Genomic DNA, 19,761 nt, shown 5'->3' on the forward strand with positions numbered 1-19,761 from the left:
AGATTGCAGTTGCAACTGCTTAAAGAGAGCGGTCAGAGAGAAGTTTTCTGCGGCCTCACCTCCATTGTTTGGCTGCACCGGCGCATGCCGGATGCCTTTTTTCTGGTGGTGGGCTCACGCACCTGCGCACACCTGATCCAAAGCGCCGCCGGCGTGATGATCTTTGCCGAACCCCGCTTTGGCACCGCAATCCTTGGCGAACGGGATCTCGCGGGCCTCGCCGATGCCAACGAGGAACTCGACAGGGTGGTGGCTGATCTGCTGCAACGGCGGCCCGAAATCCGCACCCTCTTTTTGGTGGGATCGTGCCCGAGCGAAGTGATCAAGCTGGATCTCAGCAAAGCCGCTGAGCGCCTCAATCAGCAGCATCGCGGCCGCGTGCAAGTGGTGAACTACAGCGGCAGTGGCATCGAAACCACCTTCACCCAAGGGGAAGACCAGGCGTTAACCGCCCTGGTGCCATTGATGCCGCAAAGCACAACGCCGCAGCTGCTGTTGGTGGGCACCCTGGCTGATGGCGTGGAAGAGCGCTTCCTGACGCTGTTTGAGCGCCTTGGGATTGGCCCTGTCGCCAGCCTGCCGCCGCGGCGTTCCACCGAGCTGCCAGCCGTTGGCCCAGGCACCAAGCTTCTGCTCACCCAACCCTTTTTGGGGCAAACAGCCAGGGCCCTGCAAGCCAAAGGCGCTGAGCTGATCAGTAGCCCCTACCCCCTCGGCGTTGAAGGCAGCGAGTTGTGGTTCCGGGCTGCTGCCAGGGCCTTTGGCATCAGCGATGAGCACACCACCTCCGTGCTCGAGCCGCTGGTGACCCGAGGGCGTGCGGCTTTGGAACCCCACCGCAAAGCCCTGGAGGGCAAACGCCTGTTCCTGTTGCCGGATTCCCAAATGGAGCTGGCCCTCGGGCGCTTCCTGCAACGGGAATGCGGCATGGAGTTGGTGGAGGTGGGAACTCCCTATCTCGATCGCGCCCTGCAGCAGCAGGAGCTCGATCTACTGCCCGCTGATGTGCAACTCAGCGAAGGCCAAAACGTGGAGGAGCAGTTGCAGCGGGTTCGTCAGAGCCATCCCGATTTGGTGGTCTGCGGCATGGGACTCGCCAACCCGCTGGAAGCCGAGGGGATCACCACCAAATGGTCGATCGAGCTGGTCTTCAGCCCGATCCATGGCTGCGATCAAGCCGGCGATTTGGCGGAGCTCTTCGCCCGACCCCTGCGCCGCCGCGGCGCCCTCACCTTCGCCTGAGCGCCATGGAACTCACCCTTTGGACCTATGAGGGCCCACCCCATGTGGGCGCGATGCGCATCGCGGCCTCGATGCAGGGGGTGCACTACGTGCTCCACGCCCCCCAAGGCGACACCTACGCCGATTTGCTGTTCACGATGATCGAGCGGCGCGACCAGCGCCCGCCGGTGACCTACACCACGTTTCAAGCCAGGGACTTGGGGGGTGACACCGCCGAGCTGGTGAAACGCTCGATCCGCGATGCGGCAGATCGCTTCCAACCCCAGGCGCTGCTGGTGGGAGAAAGCTGCACCGCGGAACTCATCCAGGATCAACCGGGCGCCCTCGCCCAGGGCATGAATCTGCCGATGCCGGTGGTCAGCCTGGAGCTACCCGCTTACTCCAAGAAAGAGAACTGGGGGGCTGCAGAAACCTTCTACCAACTGATTCGCACACTGCTCAAGCCGCAACTTCCACCGGCGGGTTTGAGCAAACCCGACCCCAAGCGCTGGCAGGAGCAAGGCCGGCGGCCTCGGGTGAATCTGCTGGGGCCAAGCCTGCTGGGCTTCCGCTGCCGCGATGACGTGCGGGAGGTGCGGGTGCTGCTCGATGAGCTCGGCATCGACACCCATGTGGTGGCGCCCTTGGGCGCAAGCCCCGAGGATCTACGGCGCATCCCCCAAGCCGAGGCCAACATCTGCCTCTACCCCGAAGTTGCCGATAGCAGCTGCCGCTGGTTGGAGCGGCAGTTCGGCATGCCCACGGTGAGCACCGTGCCGATTGGCATCGGCGCCACTGAGATGTTCTGCAGGGAATTGCAGGAGCTGCTGGGGCTCGAGCCCACAAGCCAAGGCCGTGGCCAGAGCCGCATGCCCTGGTATTCGCGCTCGGTGGATTCCACCTACCTCACCGGCAAGCGGGTGTTCATCTTTGCCGATGCCACCCATGCCATTGCCGCGGCCCGCATCGCCTCCCGCGAACTGGGCTTTGAGGTGGTGGGCCTGGGCAGCTACAGCCGCGAACAGGCCCGCGCCGTGCGAGCGGCGGCTGAGGAACTCGGGCTCACCGCCCTGATCAGCGACAACTACCTGGAGGTGGAAGCGGCCATGGCTGAAGCCGCCCCAGAGCTGGTGCTAGGCACCCAGATGGAGCGCCACAGCGCCAAGCGCCTTGGCATTCCCTGCGCGGTGATCTCTTCACCCCTGCACGTCCAAGACGTGCCGGCCCGCTATGCGCCCCAAATGGGCTGGGAGGGGGCCAACGTGATCTTCGACAGCTGGGTTCACCCGCTGATGATGGGCTTGGAGGAACACCTCATTGGAATGTTCCGCCACGACTTTGAATTCGTCGATGGCCACATGAGCCACAAGGGCGAAAAGCCACCCGGGCCGGAGGCCGCTGATCCAATCACCCTGGCCGCTGAGGCCAATGGGGTGGATGAGGCGGAGCTGCTGCGCTGGGCCCCTTCAGGGCAGGCGGAACTGAGCCGTATTCCCTTCTTTGTTCGCGGCAAGGTGAAGCGGAACACCGAGAGCTACGCGCAAGAGCGCGGCATCATCAACATCACCGATGAAGTGCTCTACGAAGCCAAGGCTCACTTTTCCCGGTGAGCCTCCACTGAGTAACGCGGTATCAACTTTTGATCCGCCGGATTTTTTGTTTACCCCCCAGTTGCTGTTGGCTGGCGTGGGTACCTGTTGAAAAGGCCCCTCCGTTCGGTTCATGCCATGACCACAACCTTGACGCCACCAAGCAGTCGCCGTGAAGACGGCGATGGCAGTGTGCAGGTGCACCAGGACGCCTCGCTGAAGATCGAGGAGGGGGCTCTGGTCATTGCGGTGTACGGCAAGGGGGGAATCGGCAAGTCCACCACCTCTTCGAATCTCTCAGCTGCGTTTTCCAAACTCGGCAAACGGGTGCTTCAGATCGGTTGCGATCCCAAGCACGACAGCACCTTCACCCTCACGCACAAGATGGTGCCGACGGTGATCGACATCCTCGAAGAGGTGGACTTCCACAGCGAGGAGCTGCAGCCCGAAGACTTCGTTTTTGAGGGCTTCAATGGGGTGATGTGTGTGGAGTCCGGCGGCCCTCCTGCTGGCACCGGCTGCGGTGGCTACGTCACGGGTCAAACGGTGAAACTGCTCAAGGAGCATCACCTGCTGGAAGACACCGACGTGGTGATCTTTGACGTGTTGGGGGATGTGGTCTGTGGCGGCTTTGCCGCACCGCTGCAGCACGCCAACTACTGCTTGATCGTCACGGCCAATGATTTCGATTCGATCTTCGCGATGAATCGCATCGTGCAAGCGATTCAAGCCAAGGCCAAGAACTACAAGGTGCGTCTTGGTGGAGTGGTGGCCAATCGCTCAGCGGAAACCGATCAGATCGACAAGTTCAACGAGCGCACCGGCCTGCGCACCATGGCCCACTTCCGCGATGTGGATGCGATCCGGCGCTCACGCCTGAAGAAATGCACGATCTTTGAAATGGACAAAGACGAGGAAGGGGTGGAGGCCGTGCAAAACGAATATCTCCGGCTGGCGCAAAACATGCTCGACCACGTCGAGCCACTGGAAGCCGAATCACTCAAAGATCGCGAGATCTTCGATCTGCTGGGTTTCGATTAAGCCGCATTGATCGTCAGCAACTGCCCACACGGGCAGGGTCAATTCGTACGTTTCAACACGACCAGCGAGAAATTCGCACGGCACGCTCGGGGTACTTCTAAGTACCCCGATGCGTTCACCAGCGAGGGTTGAAATTCTGCCGATGCAAGCCAGCCAAGCTGGCTCCACCCTGTTTTCATCGCCCCAACCCAGCGACGAGACCCTGATTGCCACGGTGGGCACCGCCCCATCCCACGAACTCTTCTGCCACCGCAAGCAGACCGACCAACTGCTGCTGCTTCAAGGCGAGGTGGATCTTGTGGTGCTGCAAGACAAACAGCTGCACACCATCCCCATGCGCGTGGAGAACGCCTGCTGGATTCGCATCCCCCCTGGGATTCCCCATGGGGCCATCAACCGCGGGGGATCACCGGCGCTGATGGTGAATGCCGTGCAGCGTCATGGCGAACCCGATGCCCGTGACTACCGGCCGCTGCCCATCCCCATCAGCCTGCAGCAGGCCTGGATCAGCTTGGTGAACGGGCCGGCTTAACCGCTGCTTGCGCTGCCGTCTTGTGGAGAGGCGCCGCGCAAAACACAATGTGCTTATCTCAGACCTCCAGGCCAACGATGAGCAGCTCCACACCAGTCGATGTGCTGGTGCTCGCCGCCAGCAATGGCGAGAACCTCAAATTGGCCGAACGCTTTGCCGATGAAGCCCGCAAGCTGGGATCCAGCGCCGAGGTGCTGGATCTCACCCTGCTGGATCTACCCCTCTATCGCCCCAAAGCCGAAAAAAATGGCAGTCCGGCTGATCTAGCGCGCTTACACGAGCGGCTCATGGCCGCTCCCCACTGGGTGATCTGCGCGCCGGAATACAACGGCTCCATCCCGCCAGTGTTCAGCAATGCCGTGGCCTGGCTCTCGGTGCAGGGGGATGACTTTCGCGCCCTGTTCAACGGCCGGCCCGTGGCCATGGCCACCTTCTCTGGAGGTGGCGGCATGGAGCTATTGCTCTCCCTGAGGATCCAACTCACCCACCTCGGCGCCCAGGTGGTGGGGCGACAGTTGCTCAGCAATTTCGCCAAGCCAGCCAAAGACGACTCGATCCAAGACTTGCTGCGCCGCCTGATGCAGATGCAACCACTCGCGTTGGGCACCTGAGCAGCGATGACCACACCCCCTCTGCGCAGCCTGGGCCGCTTGCGGCCTGCTGCAGAACGCTTCCACAGCCAGCTCGATTGGCTCGATAGCTGGCACAGCTTCAGCTTTTCGCACCACCACGACCCCGATTGGATGGGTTTTGGTCCGCTGCGAGTGATCAATGACGACACGATCGCCCCAGGCCAAGGCTTTGGCATGCACCCGCACCAGAGCATGGAAATCATCACCGTGATGGTGGAAGGTGAGCTCACCCATCAAGACTCCATGGGTCACCGCGAAGTGCTCCGCGCCGGCGAGGTGCAGCGCATGAGCGCCGGCCGAGGCGTGGTGCACAGCGAAATCAACCAATCCGCCTCCCCCTGCCGGCTCCTGCAGATCTGGGTGGAACCGCAAACCCCTGGGGGAGATCCGCAATACGAGCAAAAGCCCTTTGCCATCGCAGAGGGCTGGACCTGCCTGCTGGATCCCAGCGGCGCGGCGGAGGCCATGGCCATTCAGCGGCCGGTGCGGCTCTGGCGCAGCCAACAGCAACCAGGAATCCCCCTGGAACTGCCCCTGCAGCCCAACCGGCAGGGGTGGCTGCAGCTGATTGATGGCGCCATCACACTGGATGGGCAATTACTGCAACGGGGTGATGGTTTGGGCTTCGAGGGCGCGCCGGGGCAGACCATCGTGAGCAGCAGCGCTGGCGCCGACCTGCTGCTGTTTGAACTGCAATGAGCGCCTGGCAGCGCCAGCTCACCGTTCCGCAGTTCACCGTTGTCAGCGGTTTGCTGGTGATTGCCCTTGGCACGCTGCTGCTGGCCACGCCGCTGTGCTCTGGGCCATCAGTGGACCTCTGGGAGGCGCTCTTCACCGCCACCTCCGCCATCACGGTGACGGGCCTCTCGATCATTGATGTCGGCACGGAGCTGACGTTCTTTGGACAGCTGGTGCTGGCGGTGTTGATCATCACCGGCGGCCTGGGACTGATGGCCATCAGCACCTTCCTGCAGGGCTTTGTGCAGGGCCGCACGGGCCTGCGTCAACGCATCGACCAGGGCCGCACCCTCGACCAATTCGGCGTGGGCGGTGTGGGCTCCACCTTCCGGGCCATCGTGATCAGTGGCGGTGTGCTGATGCTGATTGGCACGGTGCTGCTCTATGCCTTCGGCTTCACCGACATCAGCAACCCAGCCGAGCGGCTCTGGGCCGCGATGTTCCACAGCATCAGCGCCTTCAACAACGCCGGATTCAGCCTGTGGTCGGGAAGCCTTGAGGCTTATCAGAGCAATGCCGTGGTCTGCGCGGTGGTGGCAGCGCTGGTGATCGCTGGGGGCATTGGCTGGCGCGTGCTCTCCGATCTCTGGATTCATCGGCGCAACCCCCTGGAATGGCGCCGCTTGAGCCTGCAAAGCCGCGTGGTGCTGCGCAGCAGCGTGCTGTTGATCGCGGCCGGCACCTTGGGGCTGCTGTTCACCGAACGGCTAGCCCCCGCTGGTGTGGTGGGGGGCCTACCGCTGCTGCAAAAGGTTGGAGTTTCGCTGTTTCAGGTGATCTCAGCGCGCACCGCAGGGTTTGTCTCCGTGCCCCTGTCGCTCGACACCATCTCCCATGCGGGGTTGTTCCTGCTGATCCTGTTGATGTTCATTGGCGCCAGCCCCGGGGGCACTGGGGGTGGCATCAAAACCACCACTTTTGCGGTGCTGCTGTGCACCACCCGTTCCACCCTGGAAGACCGCACCGAGGTGGTGATCAATCGCCGCCGCATCCCCGGCAAACAGGTGCTGCGGGCCGTTGGCATCACCCTGGCTTCGGCCGGAGTGGTGGTGCTGATGACCATGCTGTTGGGGCTGGGGGACACCGAAGCCGGTGTGCTGGGGGATGAAGACTTCACCTTTTTGGAGAAGTTGTTCACCTGCGTGTCAGCCTTTGCCTCGGTTGGCTTTGATCTCGGCATCACCGCCCGCTTGGACCGCTGGGGACAACTGGTGCTGCTGGTTGGCATGTTCATCGGCCGACTCGGCATCCTGTTGTTGCTCTCGGCCCTCTTTGGCCGGCGTCCCCCCAGCCGGGTGCGCTACCCGCAAGAAGAACTCATCCTGTAGTCACCACCGTGAACGCCATGACCGGCAAGCTCTGGTTATCCCAATCCAATCGCCGTGATCTCTCCGATGGCTATGCGGTGATCGGCCTGGGGCGTTTTGGCCTGGCGGTTTGCGAAGAGCTCGTGCGCTGGGGTGCTGAGGTGCTGGCCATCGACGATGAAGAGCGGGCCGTTGATGAGCTGCGCCAAGTTGAACCCTCGATTGAAGCGCGCTTGGTGGACTGCACCGATGAAGAAGCCATGCGCGAAGCCGGCGTGCTGCAAGTGGGCACGGTTGTGGTGGCCATTGCCGGCTCGATTGAAGCCAGCATCACCGCCACGCTGATCGCCAAAGACGCCCCCGGCAGCCGCGTCAAACAAGTGATCGCCAGGGCCAACAGCGACATCCACATGAAGATGCTGCAACGGGTGGGCGCTGACCGGGTGGTCTATCCGTTGAAGCTGCAGGGCCAGCGGCTGGGCGAGGAGCTGGTGAGGCCCAATCTGCTGGAGCGGCTGGAGCTTGATGCCGACCACAGCATTGAAGAAATCCTGGTGCCAGAAGCCTTCTCAGGCCAATCGCTGCGGGAGCTCAACCTGCGCCGCAGCCATCACGTCACCGTGCTGGCCGCCGGCCCCCAACACGCGTTCACGGTTAACCCACCGGCCTCACTGGTGCTGCAGGCCGGTGAACGCTTGGTGGTGATGGGCAGCAAAGAGGCTCTCGCCGCCCTGCCAAACGAATAAGAGCTAAGGGGTTAAGCCCACCAGCGCACTGGAGAGGTCCCAAACCCGTAGGGCTGTGGCCGGATCACTGGCCTTATCGGAGAGCTCCTGTTGAAACTGCTTCCCATCTTTTTTCTGGCGGTTGCCCCAGCTCCAATGGGCGCCGGAACTGCGGAAGGCAGGGTCAGCCACCACTTGGGCCACCCGCTCACCGGCCAGGGCTTGGCTCACATAACCGCCGGTGATGTTCTTCTGGAACCAGGGGAAGATCTTTTGGAATGCCGGCAGGCTGTTGCGGAACAGCGGCGTATCAGCCACACATCCGGGATACAGCGAGCTGAAGCTGATGCCGGTGGACCCGTGGAAGCGGCGGTGCAACTCCAAGCTGGTGATCATGTTGCACAGCTTGCTGTCCTTGTAAGCCTTTCCAGGCTTGAACTTCTTACCACTGGCCATGGCGATCGGCGCCTTAAATCCCTGGGCAAAGCCGGACAGATCACCCAGATCAGCAGGGGCAGGAATGGGGATCTTGCCGCCGAGTTCTTTGGAGTTGGCGGTCACCGTGCCCAAGGTGATGAGGCGTTTGTCGGCGGCTGGTGAGGCCTTGAGGTCATCCAGCAACAGGCGGGCCAACAGGAAGTGACCCAGATGGTTGGTGGCCATGCTGAGCTCGTAGCCCTGGGCACTCCATTCCGGCTCTTTGAGCAGCGGTTTGTAGACCGCTGCATTGATCACCAGCGCCGTCAGGGGCCGATTAAGACCACGGAACAGCTCCACAAACGCCTTGACCGACTCGAAATCGGACAGATCCAGGGGCAGGATGATCGCCTCAGCCGGACGACCCAAACCCAGCTCAACCAGGGCTTGTTGGGCTTTGGCGCCATCGCGGCACGCCATGACAACCGTCCAGCCCTGATCGATCAGGGCTTTGGTGGTCCACAGACCAACGCCCGATGAGGCTCCAGTGACGATGGCCAGTGGCGCCGATGGAGAGGAAGACGGGCTACTGGTCATGGAACGAATGCTTAAGGGGTGGGAGCGGCTTCAGGCGGAAGCCAAATGATGCGGCGGCGGTTGGGCGCGATCCATTGCTGCTCTTGCTGCAGCAGGGCTTGCTCACCATCAATGCTGAACAGGCGATCGAGGGAGCGCTTTTGTCCCTCAAGCCGGTCGAGCTGCAGCGCCAGAACCGCTTGAATTTCGCTGTGACGATCCAGCCGTTGTTGATGGGCCAAGGCCAATTTGGCCAGCGTGACAAACGCCAAGGTCAACCCAACCGCCTTCAAGGCAAGGCCAAGAAAGGCAAACAACAGCTCTTCACGGGCAATAGCTGCTGAAGACGGCAAAACGACTTCAGGCTGCGACGACGAGGGCGCTGGCCGATGAGACCCTTGCCGAGCGGTGAGACGCGTTGCGGGGCGGCGAGTCCGGGGCACCACAGCTTCCATGACACCCGCTTGTAGCGCACGTCACCGAAGCTGCCAAGTCACCCAGACCTCAGGAGCGGTAAAGGCTGACGCTCAGACGCAGGGCCAAGATGGCAGCGTGGGCTGCCACCACGAGGGCGATGTAGATCTCAGACTGAGACAAGGCAGTAGCCATGGTGCGCAACAAGAACCTCTCCATTTTCCGTGCCAGCCCCGACTTCCCAAGGGGGCTGTCACAGCTCTTGATGGCCGTCAGAACTAGGTTGCCAGCAGAGGATTGAACGCCATGCTGCTCTCCGCCTGGAGAAATCAGGTGCCTGCGCGCTCAGGAGCTGATGCGGTGGGGGCACTGAAGCAAGAGCTGTTGCGCCTGGGCTCAATGGTGGAGGAATCAGCTGTGCTGGCCCGGGCCGTGCTGTCGGGACCCGACATGGAGGCAGCACCACAAATCCGCCGTGGCGACGACCGAATTGACAAGCTCTACCGGCGCCTGGAGGAGGAATGCGCTGATCTGCTGTGTCACAAGCGCCTCAGCCAAACCCAGGTGCGCGAGGTGCTGAGTTACATGCACTGCCTGCGCGATCTCGAGCGCTTTGGCGACTACTGCAAAGAGCTGGCCACCTTGGGCGAGCAATTGCTGCCGGCGCAGCCGGTGATGCTCCGCGACGAGGTGCTGACGATGCTCGATCGTTGCCGCTCGCTCTTAGCCCTTGCCCTCAACAGCCTCAGCGAGGAAGACCTCAGCGCCGGGGCCAGGCTCCAGGCCCTCGATGACCTGGTGGACCGGGACTACGAACGTCTGGTGGAAGAGCTCACTCAAACCTGCACCTCCAGCGAATGCCGGGATCATCAGTTGATGCTGGTGCTGGTGCTGCGCTGCATTGAGCGCATGGCCGACCATGCCGTGAATGTGAGCCAGCGGGTGGCGCGGCGCGAACCATGAGCGAAAGCCTTGTGATCAATGTCAGTGCAGACCAGATCCGCTGCCTAGACATGAGCCCGCTGCAGGAGCTGCGGCAGCGCCCTGCCACCGCCCTGCTGGAACTGGAAGACGGCCTCGCGCTGCAACTGGAATGGCCCCGCGCCGATGACGATCCCCGCGAACTCAGTGAAGTGCCGGAGTGCCGCCTGTGGAGCTTGCGGGCCGATGCGCTCTGCCCCTGGCTGACGCTGCTGCTGCAACGCAGCGACGGCCAACTCAGCCGCCATGTGGCCATGCAAGTGCTGCATGAGTTCAGTCGCACGGAAGGCCTGCGCTTTGATCCCGATGACCTCAGCCTTTGGATCAGCCATCGCCTCTTCTGGCTTGATGAATGGGGCAACCAACACGGGCTTGCCCTACGCGGACGGCTCGGTCAAATGGCAGCCGTGTTGGGCTTCAACGTGGAAGCCGGCTTCTGGCCTCAGGCCTGAAGCCAGAGCGTGATGGCGCGGCGGCTGCTGTCGATCGCCAAGGCCAAGCTCAAAATCCGCAGCAACCAGGCCAGTTGGCGCGGACTGACGCGCTGCAACCGGCTCGCCGCCCACTTGGCCGCCACCGCCGCCAGCCCCCCCAACAGCAACGCCGGCAGCAATTCACCGCGGCCCTCGAGCACAAATAGCGACCCCGCTCCCGCAGAAGCCAGCAGCACAGCCACCGTGCTGAGCCGGATGGCCAGATACATGGGGATGCGCAACCAAGCCACCATCAGCGGCACCATCACCAAACCGCCGCCCAAGCCCAGCAGGCCGCCGCAGAGCCCGGCGATGCAGCCCACCAAGGCCAGCGGAAGCAGCGCCGGGGAGGGATCACTGCTGTTAACAGCGGTGGCGGACTGCTGGCGCGGCCGCACCAACAGGGCCACCAGCGCATACACAAGCGCTTGCACCGCCAGCAAATGCCAGCCCGAGAGCACCTTGCCCACCAGCGCAAAGCCGAGACCACTGGCTAGAGCCGCCAGGGCAATCACCAGCGCGGGTTGCAGTGGCAAGCGGCCCTGGCGCCAGTGGGCCCAGCTGCCTGCCGCCGTGGTGGGAACAATGGCCAAGGTGCTGGTGGCCAGCGCCTGATGGGGATCCAAACCAAGCGCCAACAACAGCGGCGAGAAAATCAAGCCGCCGCCAATCCCCAAAAAGCCCGACAACAGACCGGCGAGGATGCCTAACGGCAGCAGCAACAGCAGCTGGAGCATCCCCTCCCATCACAATCGGCCCCAGCTTCGTTGATCCACGGCCAACGTTGGGGCCTCTATCCGGATCTGAACAGCTCCGGCAGCGTGCAGATGGGGTTGGATCGCTGGATGCTGGGCCAGCTCAGCGAGGAGCAGCCGGTGCTGCTGCGCTTCTACCAATGGCAGCAGCCCACCCTCTCGCTTGGGCATCACCAGGGCCCTCTCCCCAACAGTGCAGGGCTGGATGTCCCTGTGGTGCGCCGACCCACCGGCGGAGCGGCCGTTCTCCATGGCGGCGATCTTTGTTATGCCATCGCCTTGGCGCAGCCGCCCCGCGGGCAGCGACGGGCCTACCGGCTGCTGAACCAATGGTTGCAAGCGGGCTTTGCGCACTTGGGCAGCGCCTTGATCGATGGCAACAGCGAGCAGCAACGCAGGCAACAGAATTGCTTTGGCCAAGCCACCGAGGCTGATTTGGTGGACCCGCTTGGCATCAAACGGATCGGCAGCGCCCAGCTTTGGCAGCGGGGCCGGCTGCTGCAGCACGGTTCGATTCCCTTGCAGCCGCCAGCTGAGCTCTGGCAGCAGCTCTTCAATGAGCCAGCTCCCCCAGCCCTACCTGAGGCCTTCAGCCCCAATCGGCTGCGCAAGGTGTTGGTGCAGCTTGCCGAGCAGTGGCTCTTGGGATCAAAGCCGAATCAGTTGGCTTGGCCCGAGGAGCCTGAGCGGTTGGCCGCCATCACTTCAGGCAAGGCCGCCACGGTTTCAGCCACAGGCCCGAGCGACAAGCCCAAGGGGTAGGCGCCTTGGCGGCGAGCCTGCTCCAGCAAGGGCTGGGGCAACCGCACCGACAGCCGCCTCATCACCGCTTCCGACAGCTCAGGGCGCTCCAACGTGCCCACCGGCAACCCCGCTGGATTGAGCACCAGCAGCCGGCCCTGCTGCGATTCCTCTAAAGCCAACACGGCCCGCCACAGCGGCGCGGTTTCAGCAATTGAGGGCAGATCAGTGAGGGGCCGCTGGTGCTGCTCGAGGGTTTCCACATCCCAGCGCTGCACGGGCACCTGCTTGAGAGGCTGATCATCAATGAACCCCTTCCAACGCCCCCCTTGGCAGATCAGCACCCAATCCGGGCGCGGCGAATCATTGGAGAGGCGCATTTGGCTGAGGTCCCGCAGGGTTTTGCCGGGCTCCATCACCCGCAAACGGCGGCTCACGGAATCTTTCACCTGCAGATGCTGCAGTGCCCGCTGCAAGGCCAGCAGCTGCAGTTGGTTGCGGGAGGCGCCCAGGGCAAACCAGCCCAGAAGCAAAAGCCACAAGCCACCAAAGGAGCCCGTGCGCAGAAACAGGAACACGCCAAACACCACGCCCATCCACCCCAACAGCTGCCCGCAGCGGGTGGCCGTGCGCACGCCCTTCTCGCGGCTGCCACTGGCCTGCCACACCAGAGCTTTAACGATCTGACCACCATCGAGGGGCAAGCCGGGCAGCAGGTTGAACAAGGCCAGCAGCAAATTGAGCTGGGCTAGCACCAGGGCCACCTCCCCTAAGGGGGGCTGAATGTGGCTCAAAGGATGCACGGCCAAGGCCAACAGGAAAGCCAAGAGCGCACTCACCGCCGGGCCAGCGGCGGCCACCAACAAAGTGCCCATGGGTGTAGCGGGATCCCGCTCAACGGAGGCCACCCCGCCCAGCATGAACAGGGTGATGCTGCGCACCTTGACACCAAGGCGCAGCGACATCAGCGAATGGCCGAGTTCGTGCAGCACCACGGAAATGAACAGCAGCAGTGCTGTCAGGAATCCGTAGGCAGGGTTGCCATCAAATTGCTGGCTAAACAGAACCGTGGCCAGCACCAGAACAAAGAGCCAGCTGGGATGGATATAAAGCGGAATTCCGGCCAGGCTCATCACCTTCCAGCCTTGGCCCTGTGGGGCGTTGCTCACCTGCTTGCCCCCTTTCGACAACCACCATCCTAGAAACGCAGTCATGGCTGCACAGCTGAAAATCTGCGGACTGATGCAACCGCCGCAAGCGGCGGCTGTGGCAGGGCTCGGCGCCAATGCCATCGGGGTGATCGCTGCTCGCCGCTCCGCCCGCTTTTTAGAACCAGCACAGCGGCCAGCCCTCTGGGAGGCCGTGGCAGGCACCAACCCCAACTGCTGCCGGGTGCTGGTGGTGGTCAATCCCAGCGACAGCGAGCTGGAGAGTTTGCGGCCTGAGCAGGGCCATCAACTGCTGCAGCTGCACGGCGAAGAAACGCCAGAGCGCTGCCAGCAACTGCGTGATGAGCTGGGCTTGCCCCTGTGGAAAGCCCTGCGAATCCGCAGCGCCGCTGACCTCCAACAAGCCCAGGCCTACAGCGCCGTGGTGGATGGCCTGTTGCTCGATGCCTGGAGTGACTCGGCCCATGGCGGCACGGGCGAGCGCTTGCCGCTGCAATGGTTGCAAGGGTTTCAGCCGCTGCTGCCCTGGTGGCTCGCCGGCGGGCTCGGCCCCAGCAATGCCCGCAGCGCCCTTGATCAACTGGCGCAGCAGGGGCTGACGCCCACGGGGCTCGATGCCAGCAGCGGCGTGGAGCAAGCGCCGGGACTGAAAGATTTGCAGCTGGTGGAGGCGCTCATCAAAGCCGTTCACGGCTGAAATGCGCACAATTCAGCTAGTTGCTTTGCCGCCATGCCGGCTCCATGGCTGTTGGCCCAAGGACTGCTGATGGGTTGTCAGTTGATCGGCGGTCAACTGGAGTGCGTGCCGGGGATGGACCACCTCAAGCCGCAGCAGGAAATCAAGGTGCTCAAACAGCAAATCGATGCCACCAGCCAGCGGGCCTCGGATTTGCAAGCGGCGATTCAGAGCCTGGGTGAGCTGGAGCTCGCAGGCGAAGCGATCGCCGGTCAATTGATTGAAGCCCGCTGGTTGGCTGCCAACCCAACAGGTCCACAGCCCACGCTTATCCACTGGTATCGGCAAGGTGAATCAGGCTGGTTACTGATTCCAGGTGCCGTTGGCAGCAGCTACACCGCACAATCCAGCGATGTGGGGCTGGATTTGATGGCTGTGGCGATCGTGATCACCCCTGAGGGGCACCGGCGCGTGGCCTCAGGGCCGCTGGGGCCCGTGCGGCCTTAGCCCAGCATCGATTCCTGCTGCTTCACCAACTCAAAGAACTCGGCCTTGAGGCTGGGGTCGTGGCGGAAATCACCGCGCACAACAGAGTTCACCATGCTGGTTTGGGGCTCTTTCACGCCGCGCCACTTCATGCAGTAGTGCTGCGCCTTCACCAGGATGGCCAGGCCCTTGGGCTCACACAGCCGCTCGATTTCATCGGCCAGGATCATCACCGCTTCCTCTTGGATGTGAGGACGGGAGAAGACCCAATCGGCCACGCGGGCGAACTTGCTCAAGCCAATGACACTGGAGCCAGGCTTGATGCCAATCCAGCAGTTGCCAAGGATCGGCACCAGGTGGTGTGAACAGGCCGAACGCACCGTGATCGGACCAACGGTGTAAATCTCATCGAGATTTTTGACGTTGGGGAAGCTGGCGATCTTGGGCTGCTCGAGATAACGGCCCTTGAACACCTCCTGGAGGTACATCTTGGCGACGCGCTCTGCCGTCTCCTCAGTGTTGTGGTCGCGCTCGATATCAATCACAAGCGAACGCAGCAGATCGCGCACCTTGTCGGTGACTTCCTGCTGGAGCAGCTCAAGCTCGCCGGGCTTGAGGTGGTCAGCGATGTTGTCGTTGGCCAGGTAGGGGGCATCGGCCGCTTCCAGGCGGGCCCGAATCACGGAGCTGATGGAACGCGGCAGGGTCTTCGTGATGCTGCGGGCCACAGCGGAGCCATCCAGCACAGGCGAACCAATGGAAGGAGAAGCAGACGCCATTGCAGTGGTGTCGTCGAGTGCAGTCATGGAGCTCAGAGCGCGCCAGCGGCGGGCATGAGGGTGATGTCCTCCAGCAGGAGCTGGGGGGGTTGCTGCGCGATGTGCAGCAGGGTGTCAGCGACCTTGGCCACGGGGAGCATGGCACAACGATCAAAGTCCGCCTGCACCGTGGGTGTATCCCACAGCGGAGTGTCCACAGCGCCCAAAGTGAGGGTGCTGAGGCGGATCCCGTGTTGCCGTTCGTCTTCGGCGAAACAGCGCGTTAGAGCTTGAACCGCTGCCTTGCTGGTGCAATAGGCCCCCCAACCGGGGAAAGCCGAGCGCGCCGCGTGGCTGCTGATGTTCACGATCAAGCCGCCGCCTTGGGCACGAAGCCCTGGCAGCACAGCCTGACAAACCTGAAACACGCTGGTGACGTTGAGCTGCATCAGCCACTGCCACTGCTCCAAGCTCACCTCAGAGAGGGAAGCGGTGAGCGCAGCACCGGCGTTATTGATGACCACCGCTGGGGTGCCCTCCTGCTGTTGCAAGCGGGCAATGGCCGGTGCAATGGCAGCAGGATCACTGAAGTCGACGCATTCAGTCGCTACTGACACCCCAAAGGAGCGGCAGCGCTGAGCGACGTCTTCAAGGGCATCGGCCGAACGCGCCATGAGCTGGAGAGACCAGCCCGCTTCAGCAAACCGCTGAGCGGTGGCAGCGCCGATGCCCCGGGAAGCCCCGGTAATCAGTGCAGTCGAAGACAACAACAAAAAAGGAACGTGGACAAACCGGTCGAATGCCCGGTTCTTTAAGGAATATTACGCGCTGGCTGACGACTCCAGGGTGTCTGACGTAGCAGCAGCTTCCATCTCGGGGTGCTCTAAGTAGCGGCCAATGCGGCGGTACTTGCTGTAGCGCTGATCCCTCAACTCTTGGCCTGACAGGGAAGTGAGCTGATTGAGCTCATCACACAGAGCCGTCCGCAGGGTGTCTGCAGCCTGCAACGGAGCCCAGTGATTGCCTCCTGAAGGTTCGCCCAGCACCCGATCAACAATCCCCAGCTGGCTGAGATCGCGGGCGGTGATCTTCAGGGCTTCGGCCGCAGTGGAGGCCTTGGCTGCATCCCGCCACAGGATCGAAGCGCAGGCTTCAGGGCTGGCCACCGTGTACACGGAGTGCTCAAACATCATCAAACGATCGGCCACGCCAATCCCCAAGGCACCGCCCGATCCGCCTTCACCAATCACGGTGGCAATCACGGGCACCTCCAGGGCAAACATCTCGCGCAAGTTGACGGCGATGGCTTCGCCTTGACCGAGTTCTTCGGCCTTCAGGCCGGCGTAGGCACCGGGGGTGTCGATGAAGCTGATGACAGGCAACTGAAAGCGGGAGGCGTGCTGCATCAAGCGCAAAGCCTTGCGGTAGCCGCCGGGAGAGGCCATGCCGAAGTTGCGGGCCACGTTCTCTTTGGTGTCGCGCCCTTTTTGGTGACCGATAAACAGCACCGCGCGGCCATCCAGGCGCCCGAGGCCGCCCACCAAGGCTTGGTCATCGCTGCCAGAGCGATCGCCGTGCAGCTCAATCCAGTCATCGCTGAGCAGCTGGATGTAATCGAGGCAGCTGGGGCGCTGGGGGTGGCGGGCCACCTGAATCTTCTGGGCTGGGGTCAGGGAGCTGAAGATCTCTTCGCGGCGACGGGTCGCCAGGGTTTCGAGCTGCAGCAACTGCTGGCTGACATCCACTTCGGAGTCGCGAGCCAGTTGGCGGATCTGCTCGATTTGCTCCTCGAGATCCACCAGGGGCTTTTCGAAATCAAGCAGCAGGCGACGTGGGGCCATCAGGGCTTAAGCGGCGAGGGGCTGGGGGTTCAAGGTGTTGGGGTCGATTCCCAGAGCTGAGAAACCGTGGCGGATCGAGGCCATACCGATCTGCTCCATGGCCTCCAGGGTGATGTTGTTGCGGCCCCAACTGAAGTTGGTGTGGATGCCTTCAAACTCAAGCAGCATCGCCTCAGCAAAGCAGGCAAACAGCTGCCGGCGCGGGTTGGCCATGTCGGCGACGGTCATCATCTGCCAACCGATGTCACGGGCGAACTCAACAATGCCTCCCTTGAGCACCGTGACGTGCTCAGAGATCACCTTGCTGTCGAGGTTTTTGGGGTAGCCCCCATCAATCATCAAACAGGGCTTGCGCAGGCTGTTGCTATCGATCTCCAGCGTTTGGGGCAGCGAAGCCACCCACACCACCACATCGGCTTCGGGCAGGGCCTGCTCCAGCGTGAGGATGCGGCCGCCACCGAGCTCTTCGCGCAAATCTTCCAGGCGCTGCTGCTGACGGGCCACCAGCAAGAGCTCAGCCACACCGGTTTTGTTGGCCATCCAACGGCAGACAGCACTGCCGATGTCGCCAGTGGCGCCAACAACGGCCACTTTGGCGGCCTTGAGATCGATTCCCAGCCTCGGAGCGTTCTGCTCCACCTGACGGCAGATCACCCAGGCCGTGTGGGTATTACCGGTGGTGAAGCGATCCCACTGCAGCAGGGTGGAGCGGATCTGCTGAAACTTGGCCAGGTTGAAATTCTCGAAAATGATCGAGGTGAAACCACCCAAGGCCGTGATGTTGATGCCGCGCTTTTGGGCCAGCTCCATGGCGTTCTGCACCTTGCGCGTGGCCGTTTTGAAACGGCTCAACATCTCCGGCACAAAGCAGGAATCGATGTAGGTGCCCTCGATCGTCTTGCCCGTTGAACTGGTGACCTCAAAGGACTCCACCAGTTGGGGCGGTGCGCTGCACCAAAGATCCAGTTCGCCGTCAGCCAGATCTTCAAAGCCCAGATCCCGCGCCGTGTTGCGGGCATCACGGAAGCTGCTGGAGTGACCGATCAGACCAAACATTCGGGAAGCTGACTGACTGACGCCAAAACGTCAGGATCCGGAAGGAGAACCGAATGAGTGTCCCACGACACCATCCGGTTCAAGCAATTCCTAGGCCACCAGAGCTGCTGCACTCATGCGGGCCAGATCGCGGGAGTTGAAGCCGATGTCCATCAAAGCTTCCTGATAAGCGATCAGGAAATCCTCGATCAGGCTTTCCTTTTCCATCTTGAGTTCAGCGGCGTCATCGGCCACCTCTTCGAGCATGCGGCGAATGATCGGCAGGTTGGCCTTGTTGGCCTCGATGATCTCGTCGCGGCTGCTGTCGAAGTTGGCCTTCAGCCACTCTTGGCCGTAGTTGAGGTGGGTGTATTCGTCCTTGACCACGCCTTCGGTGATCTTGCGGGCGAAGGGATCGGCCACAGGGATATAGATGTGATAGGCCGCGATCGCGAAGGCTTCGATCATCAGGGCCTGGATCACCAAGCAGGTGACGACCTTGTTCTCCTCGAGGGCGCTGCGGAAGTTGCCGTGGAGGTCAGAAAAGAACTCCTTGGCGAAGACCATGTCGGGCTCAACGCTGAGGTTTTTGCCGCATGCCTGGAAGCCCTTCATGTGCTTCATCTCCATGCGGGCCAGCTGAGCCAACTCATCGGCCTGATCAGGGATCAGGGTGCCCAGTGAGATGTAGTTGTCATGGGCTTCCTGCTCGCCCTCAATGACGATGGCGTTGATGCGGCTGTAGGCCGACTTGTAAGCCTCGGTGGTGAAATCCGGCAATTCGACGTCCAGCACAGGGGTGCCGTCAACAGCAGGATCCAGAAGTGAGGAAGCCATTACAGCTGGGCGGCGGTTATTGACGCTGCATCGTACCGACGACGGGCCGCATGTGGGGCCAATCGCTGCGCAACAAGGTGTCGAACAGCTCACACCAACCCCCAACAAGCCCTTGCAGCAACAGCTCTCCCTCCGCAGCAGAGGCGCCAGCTGGATCTCCGACCACCCCGGAATTTGAGAGGCTGCGGGTGCGCCAGGCCGTGGGCACAGCTCCTTCGAGCGACAACCCAGCCGGTGGTGATGCCATCGCTTCGCCAGCCGGCAGCTCACCCACCAGCTCGGGATGCAGCGCCAGCATCAAGCTGGTTTCCAAGCGGCCGGCATGGAGCCCCTGGCTGCGCTCAGGTTCAGGGATCTGCTCCAACACCCCCGGCGGCCCGCTCCACAGAAACCAGGGCAGCACCGCCAAGGAGGGGAACTGCTGCTGCAACTGCCGGGCAGCCACCTGCAGCAACGCAATTTGGCCGCCATGGCCGTTGAAGAGCACCAAGCGGCGAAATCCAGCCTCACTCAGGGCAGCAGCAATGCCTTGCAGCTGGGCCAACAGGGCTTCCGCGCTGAGGCTCACCGTGCCAGGAAACCCCAAATGCTCCGGGGAAAAACCAAATGCCACCGCCGGCAAACGCCACAGCGGCAGCTCTGCTGGGAGCCGGTCCAAAACGCGATCCACCACGGCCTCGGCAAAGAGCAGATCGGTGCCCATCGGCAGATGGGGGCCGTGCTGTTCAAAAGCACCCACTGGAAGCACCACCGTGCTGCCTGGTTGTTGCGCGGCAGCCTGCAGTGCCGGCCACCAGAGGTGCTCAAGCCGTCGCAT

Annotated in this window: 24 protein-coding genes; 13 read left to right on the top strand and 11 right to left on the bottom strand. The window is 62.5% G+C overall.

All coding sequences use genetic code 11. The features are described from left to right. The first annotated feature begins 3 nt into the window (after positions 1-3). From SynMINOS11_RS07925 to SynMINOS11_RS07960, 8 genes are all read left to right on the top strand, one after another. Positions 4-1,242 (top strand): ferredoxin:protochlorophyllide reductase (ATP-dependent) subunit N, encoded by a 1,239-nt coding sequence (locus tag SynMINOS11_RS07925; protein ID WP_186547771.1) that lies wholly within the window; start codon positions 4-6, stop codon positions 1,240-1,242. Between the two features lie 5 nt (positions 1,243-1,247). Beyond that, entirely contained in the window at positions 1,248-2,831 is a 1,584-nt protein-coding gene (locus SynMINOS11_RS07930) for a ferredoxin:protochlorophyllide reductase (ATP-dependent) subunit B (RefSeq protein WP_186547773.1), read from the top strand. 117 nt (positions 2,832-2,948) lie between these two features. After that, entirely contained in the window at positions 2,949-3,851 is a 903-nt protein-coding gene (gene bchL, locus SynMINOS11_RS07935; RefSeq protein ID WP_186547776.1) for a ferredoxin:protochlorophyllide reductase (ATP-dependent) iron-sulfur ATP-binding protein, read from the top strand. Between the two features lie 142 nt (positions 3,852-3,993). Then, positions 3,994-4,383 (top strand): cupin domain-containing protein, encoded by a 390-nt coding sequence (locus SynMINOS11_RS07940; RefSeq protein WP_255445354.1) that lies wholly within the window; start codon positions 3,994-3,996, stop codon positions 4,381-4,383. A 77-nt stretch (positions 4,384-4,460) separates the two neighbouring features. Next, a complete protein-coding gene (locus SynMINOS11_RS07945; protein ID WP_186547780.1) occupies positions 4,461-4,994 on the top strand; it encodes an NADPH-dependent FMN reductase in 534 nt (177 codons plus the stop codon). A gap of 6 nt (positions 4,995-5,000) precedes the next feature. Next, complete coding sequence (locus tag SynMINOS11_RS07950; RefSeq protein WP_186547782.1) at positions 5,001-5,714, top strand: pirin family protein; 714 nt, start codon at positions 5,001-5,003, stop codon at positions 5,712-5,714. Next, positions 5,711-7,081 carry a potassium transporter TrkG gene (locus SynMINOS11_RS07955; RefSeq protein ID WP_011935987.1) on the top strand — a complete coding sequence of 457 codons (1,371 nt, stop codon included), beginning with the start codon at positions 5,711-5,713 and terminating at the stop codon, positions 7,079-7,081. The genes SynMINOS11_RS07950 and SynMINOS11_RS07955 overlap by 4 nt, the downstream gene beginning before the upstream one ends. A 17-nt stretch (positions 7,082-7,098) precedes the next feature. Further along, a complete protein-coding gene (locus tag SynMINOS11_RS07960) occupies positions 7,099-7,806 on the top strand; it encodes a potassium channel family protein (RefSeq protein ID WP_011935988.1) in 708 nt (235 codons plus the stop codon). Positions 7,807-7,809: 3 nt separating this feature from the next. On the opposite strand, the gene SynMINOS11_RS07965 is transcribed toward SynMINOS11_RS07960, so the two are convergent. The 3 genes from SynMINOS11_RS07965 to psaM all read right to left on the bottom strand — a co-directional run bounded on the left by SynMINOS11_RS07965 (position 7,810) and on the right by psaM (position 9,387). After that, on the bottom strand, positions 7,810-8,799 hold the full coding sequence (locus tag SynMINOS11_RS07965) for a protochlorophyllide reductase (protein WP_186547784.1): 990 nt from the start codon (positions 8,797-8,799) through the stop codon (positions 7,810-7,812). A gap of 11 nt (positions 8,800-8,810) precedes the next feature. Then, positions 8,811-9,095: a hypothetical protein gene (locus SynMINOS11_RS07970; protein ID WP_050815476.1), complete on the bottom strand. Its 285-nt coding sequence runs from the start codon at positions 9,093-9,095 to the stop codon at positions 8,811-8,813. A 187-nt stretch (positions 9,096-9,282) separates the two neighbouring features. Further along, positions 9,283-9,387, bottom strand: coding sequence for a photosystem I reaction center subunit XII (gene psaM / locus SynMINOS11_RS07975; protein WP_186550781.1), 105 nt, complete (start codon positions 9,385-9,387; stop codon positions 9,283-9,285). Positions 9,388-9,498: 111 nt separating this feature from the next. On the opposite strand from psaM, the gene SynMINOS11_RS07980 reads away from it, so the two are divergent. Further along, positions 9,499-10,155 carry a phosphate signaling complex PhoU family protein gene (locus tag SynMINOS11_RS07980; RefSeq protein ID WP_186547786.1) on the top strand — a complete coding sequence of 219 codons (657 nt, stop codon included), beginning with the start codon at positions 9,499-9,501 and terminating at the stop codon, positions 10,153-10,155. Then, the gene (locus SynMINOS11_RS07985; protein ID WP_011935993.1) at positions 10,152-10,625 is read left to right on the top strand and encodes a CRR6 family NdhI maturation factor; all 474 of its coding nucleotides are present in this window, start codon (positions 10,152-10,154) and stop codon (positions 10,623-10,625) included. Before SynMINOS11_RS07980 ends, SynMINOS11_RS07985 begins: the two co-directional genes overlap by 4 nt. Here the strand turns inward: SynMINOS11_RS07985 and SynMINOS11_RS07990 are convergent. Next, positions 10,616-11,383 (bottom strand): sulfite exporter TauE/SafE family protein, encoded by a 768-nt coding sequence (locus SynMINOS11_RS07990; RefSeq protein WP_186547787.1) that lies wholly within the window; start codon positions 11,381-11,383, stop codon positions 10,616-10,618. The genes SynMINOS11_RS07985 and SynMINOS11_RS07990 overlap by 10 nt on opposite strands. Positions 11,384-11,413: 30 nt before the next feature. Between SynMINOS11_RS07990 and SynMINOS11_RS07995 the strand changes: the two genes are divergently transcribed. Continuing rightward, positions 11,414-12,163: a lipoyl protein ligase domain-containing protein gene (locus tag SynMINOS11_RS07995; RefSeq protein WP_186547789.1), complete on the top strand. Its 750-nt coding sequence runs from the start codon at positions 11,414-11,416 to the stop codon at positions 12,161-12,163. Here the strand turns inward: SynMINOS11_RS07995 and SynMINOS11_RS08000 are convergent. After that, positions 12,061-13,434 carry a M50 family metallopeptidase gene (locus SynMINOS11_RS08000; protein WP_011935996.1) on the bottom strand — a complete coding sequence of 458 codons (1,374 nt, stop codon included), beginning with the start codon at positions 13,432-13,434 and terminating at the stop codon, positions 12,061-12,063. The two genes, SynMINOS11_RS07995 and SynMINOS11_RS08000, sit on opposite strands and share 103 nt — an antisense overlap. Here SynMINOS11_RS08000 and SynMINOS11_RS08005 point away from each other — a divergent pair. Together SynMINOS11_RS08005 and SynMINOS11_RS08010 are read left to right on the top strand one after the other, a co-directional pair. After that, a complete protein-coding gene (locus SynMINOS11_RS08005; protein ID WP_186547792.1) occupies positions 13,355-14,008 on the top strand; it encodes a phosphoribosylanthranilate isomerase in 654 nt (217 codons plus the stop codon). The two genes, SynMINOS11_RS08000 and SynMINOS11_RS08005, sit on opposite strands and share 80 nt — an antisense overlap. A gap of 33 nt (positions 14,009-14,041) precedes the next feature. Next, positions 14,042-14,494, top strand: a complete 453-nt coding sequence (locus SynMINOS11_RS08010; protein ID WP_186547794.1) for a hypothetical protein — start codon at positions 14,042-14,044, stop codon at positions 14,492-14,494. On the opposite strand, the gene folE is transcribed toward SynMINOS11_RS08010, so the two are convergent. The 6 genes from folE to SynMINOS11_RS08040 all read right to left on the bottom strand — a co-directional run bounded on the left by folE (position 14,491) and on the right by SynMINOS11_RS08040 (position 19,761). After that, positions 14,491-15,279, bottom strand: a complete 789-nt coding sequence (folE, locus tag SynMINOS11_RS08015; RefSeq protein WP_011935999.1) for a GTP cyclohydrolase I — start codon at positions 15,277-15,279, stop codon at positions 14,491-14,493. The genes SynMINOS11_RS08010 and folE overlap by 4 nt on opposite strands. Before the next feature lie 5 nt (positions 15,280-15,284). Beyond that, positions 15,285-16,004, bottom strand: a complete 720-nt coding sequence (locus tag SynMINOS11_RS08020; RefSeq protein WP_186547796.1) for an SDR family oxidoreductase — start codon at positions 16,002-16,004, stop codon at positions 15,285-15,287. Between the two features lie 48 nt (positions 16,005-16,052). Beyond that, complete coding sequence (locus SynMINOS11_RS08025; RefSeq protein WP_186547798.1) at positions 16,053-17,072, bottom strand: acetyl-CoA carboxylase carboxyltransferase subunit alpha; 1,020 nt, start codon at positions 17,070-17,072, stop codon at positions 16,053-16,055. Positions 17,073-17,078: 6 nt separating this feature from the next. Further along, on the bottom strand, positions 17,079-18,128 hold the full coding sequence (locus SynMINOS11_RS08030) for a long-chain acyl-[acyl-carrier-protein] reductase (protein WP_186547800.1): 1,050 nt from the start codon (positions 18,126-18,128) through the stop codon (positions 17,079-17,081). Between the two features lie 90 nt (positions 18,129-18,218). After that, a complete protein-coding gene (locus SynMINOS11_RS08035) occupies positions 18,219-18,944 on the bottom strand; it encodes an aldehyde oxygenase (deformylating) (protein ID WP_011936003.1) in 726 nt (241 codons plus the stop codon). A 16-nt stretch (positions 18,945-18,960) separates the two neighbouring features. Then, entirely contained in the window at positions 18,961-19,761 is an 801-nt protein-coding gene (locus tag SynMINOS11_RS08040; RefSeq protein ID WP_186547802.1) for a creatininase family protein, read from the bottom strand.

It is taken from the genome of Synechococcus sp. Minos11, assembly GCF_014279855.1.
Lineage (GTDB): Bacteria > Cyanobacteriota > Cyanobacteriia > PCC-6307 > Cyanobiaceae > RCC307.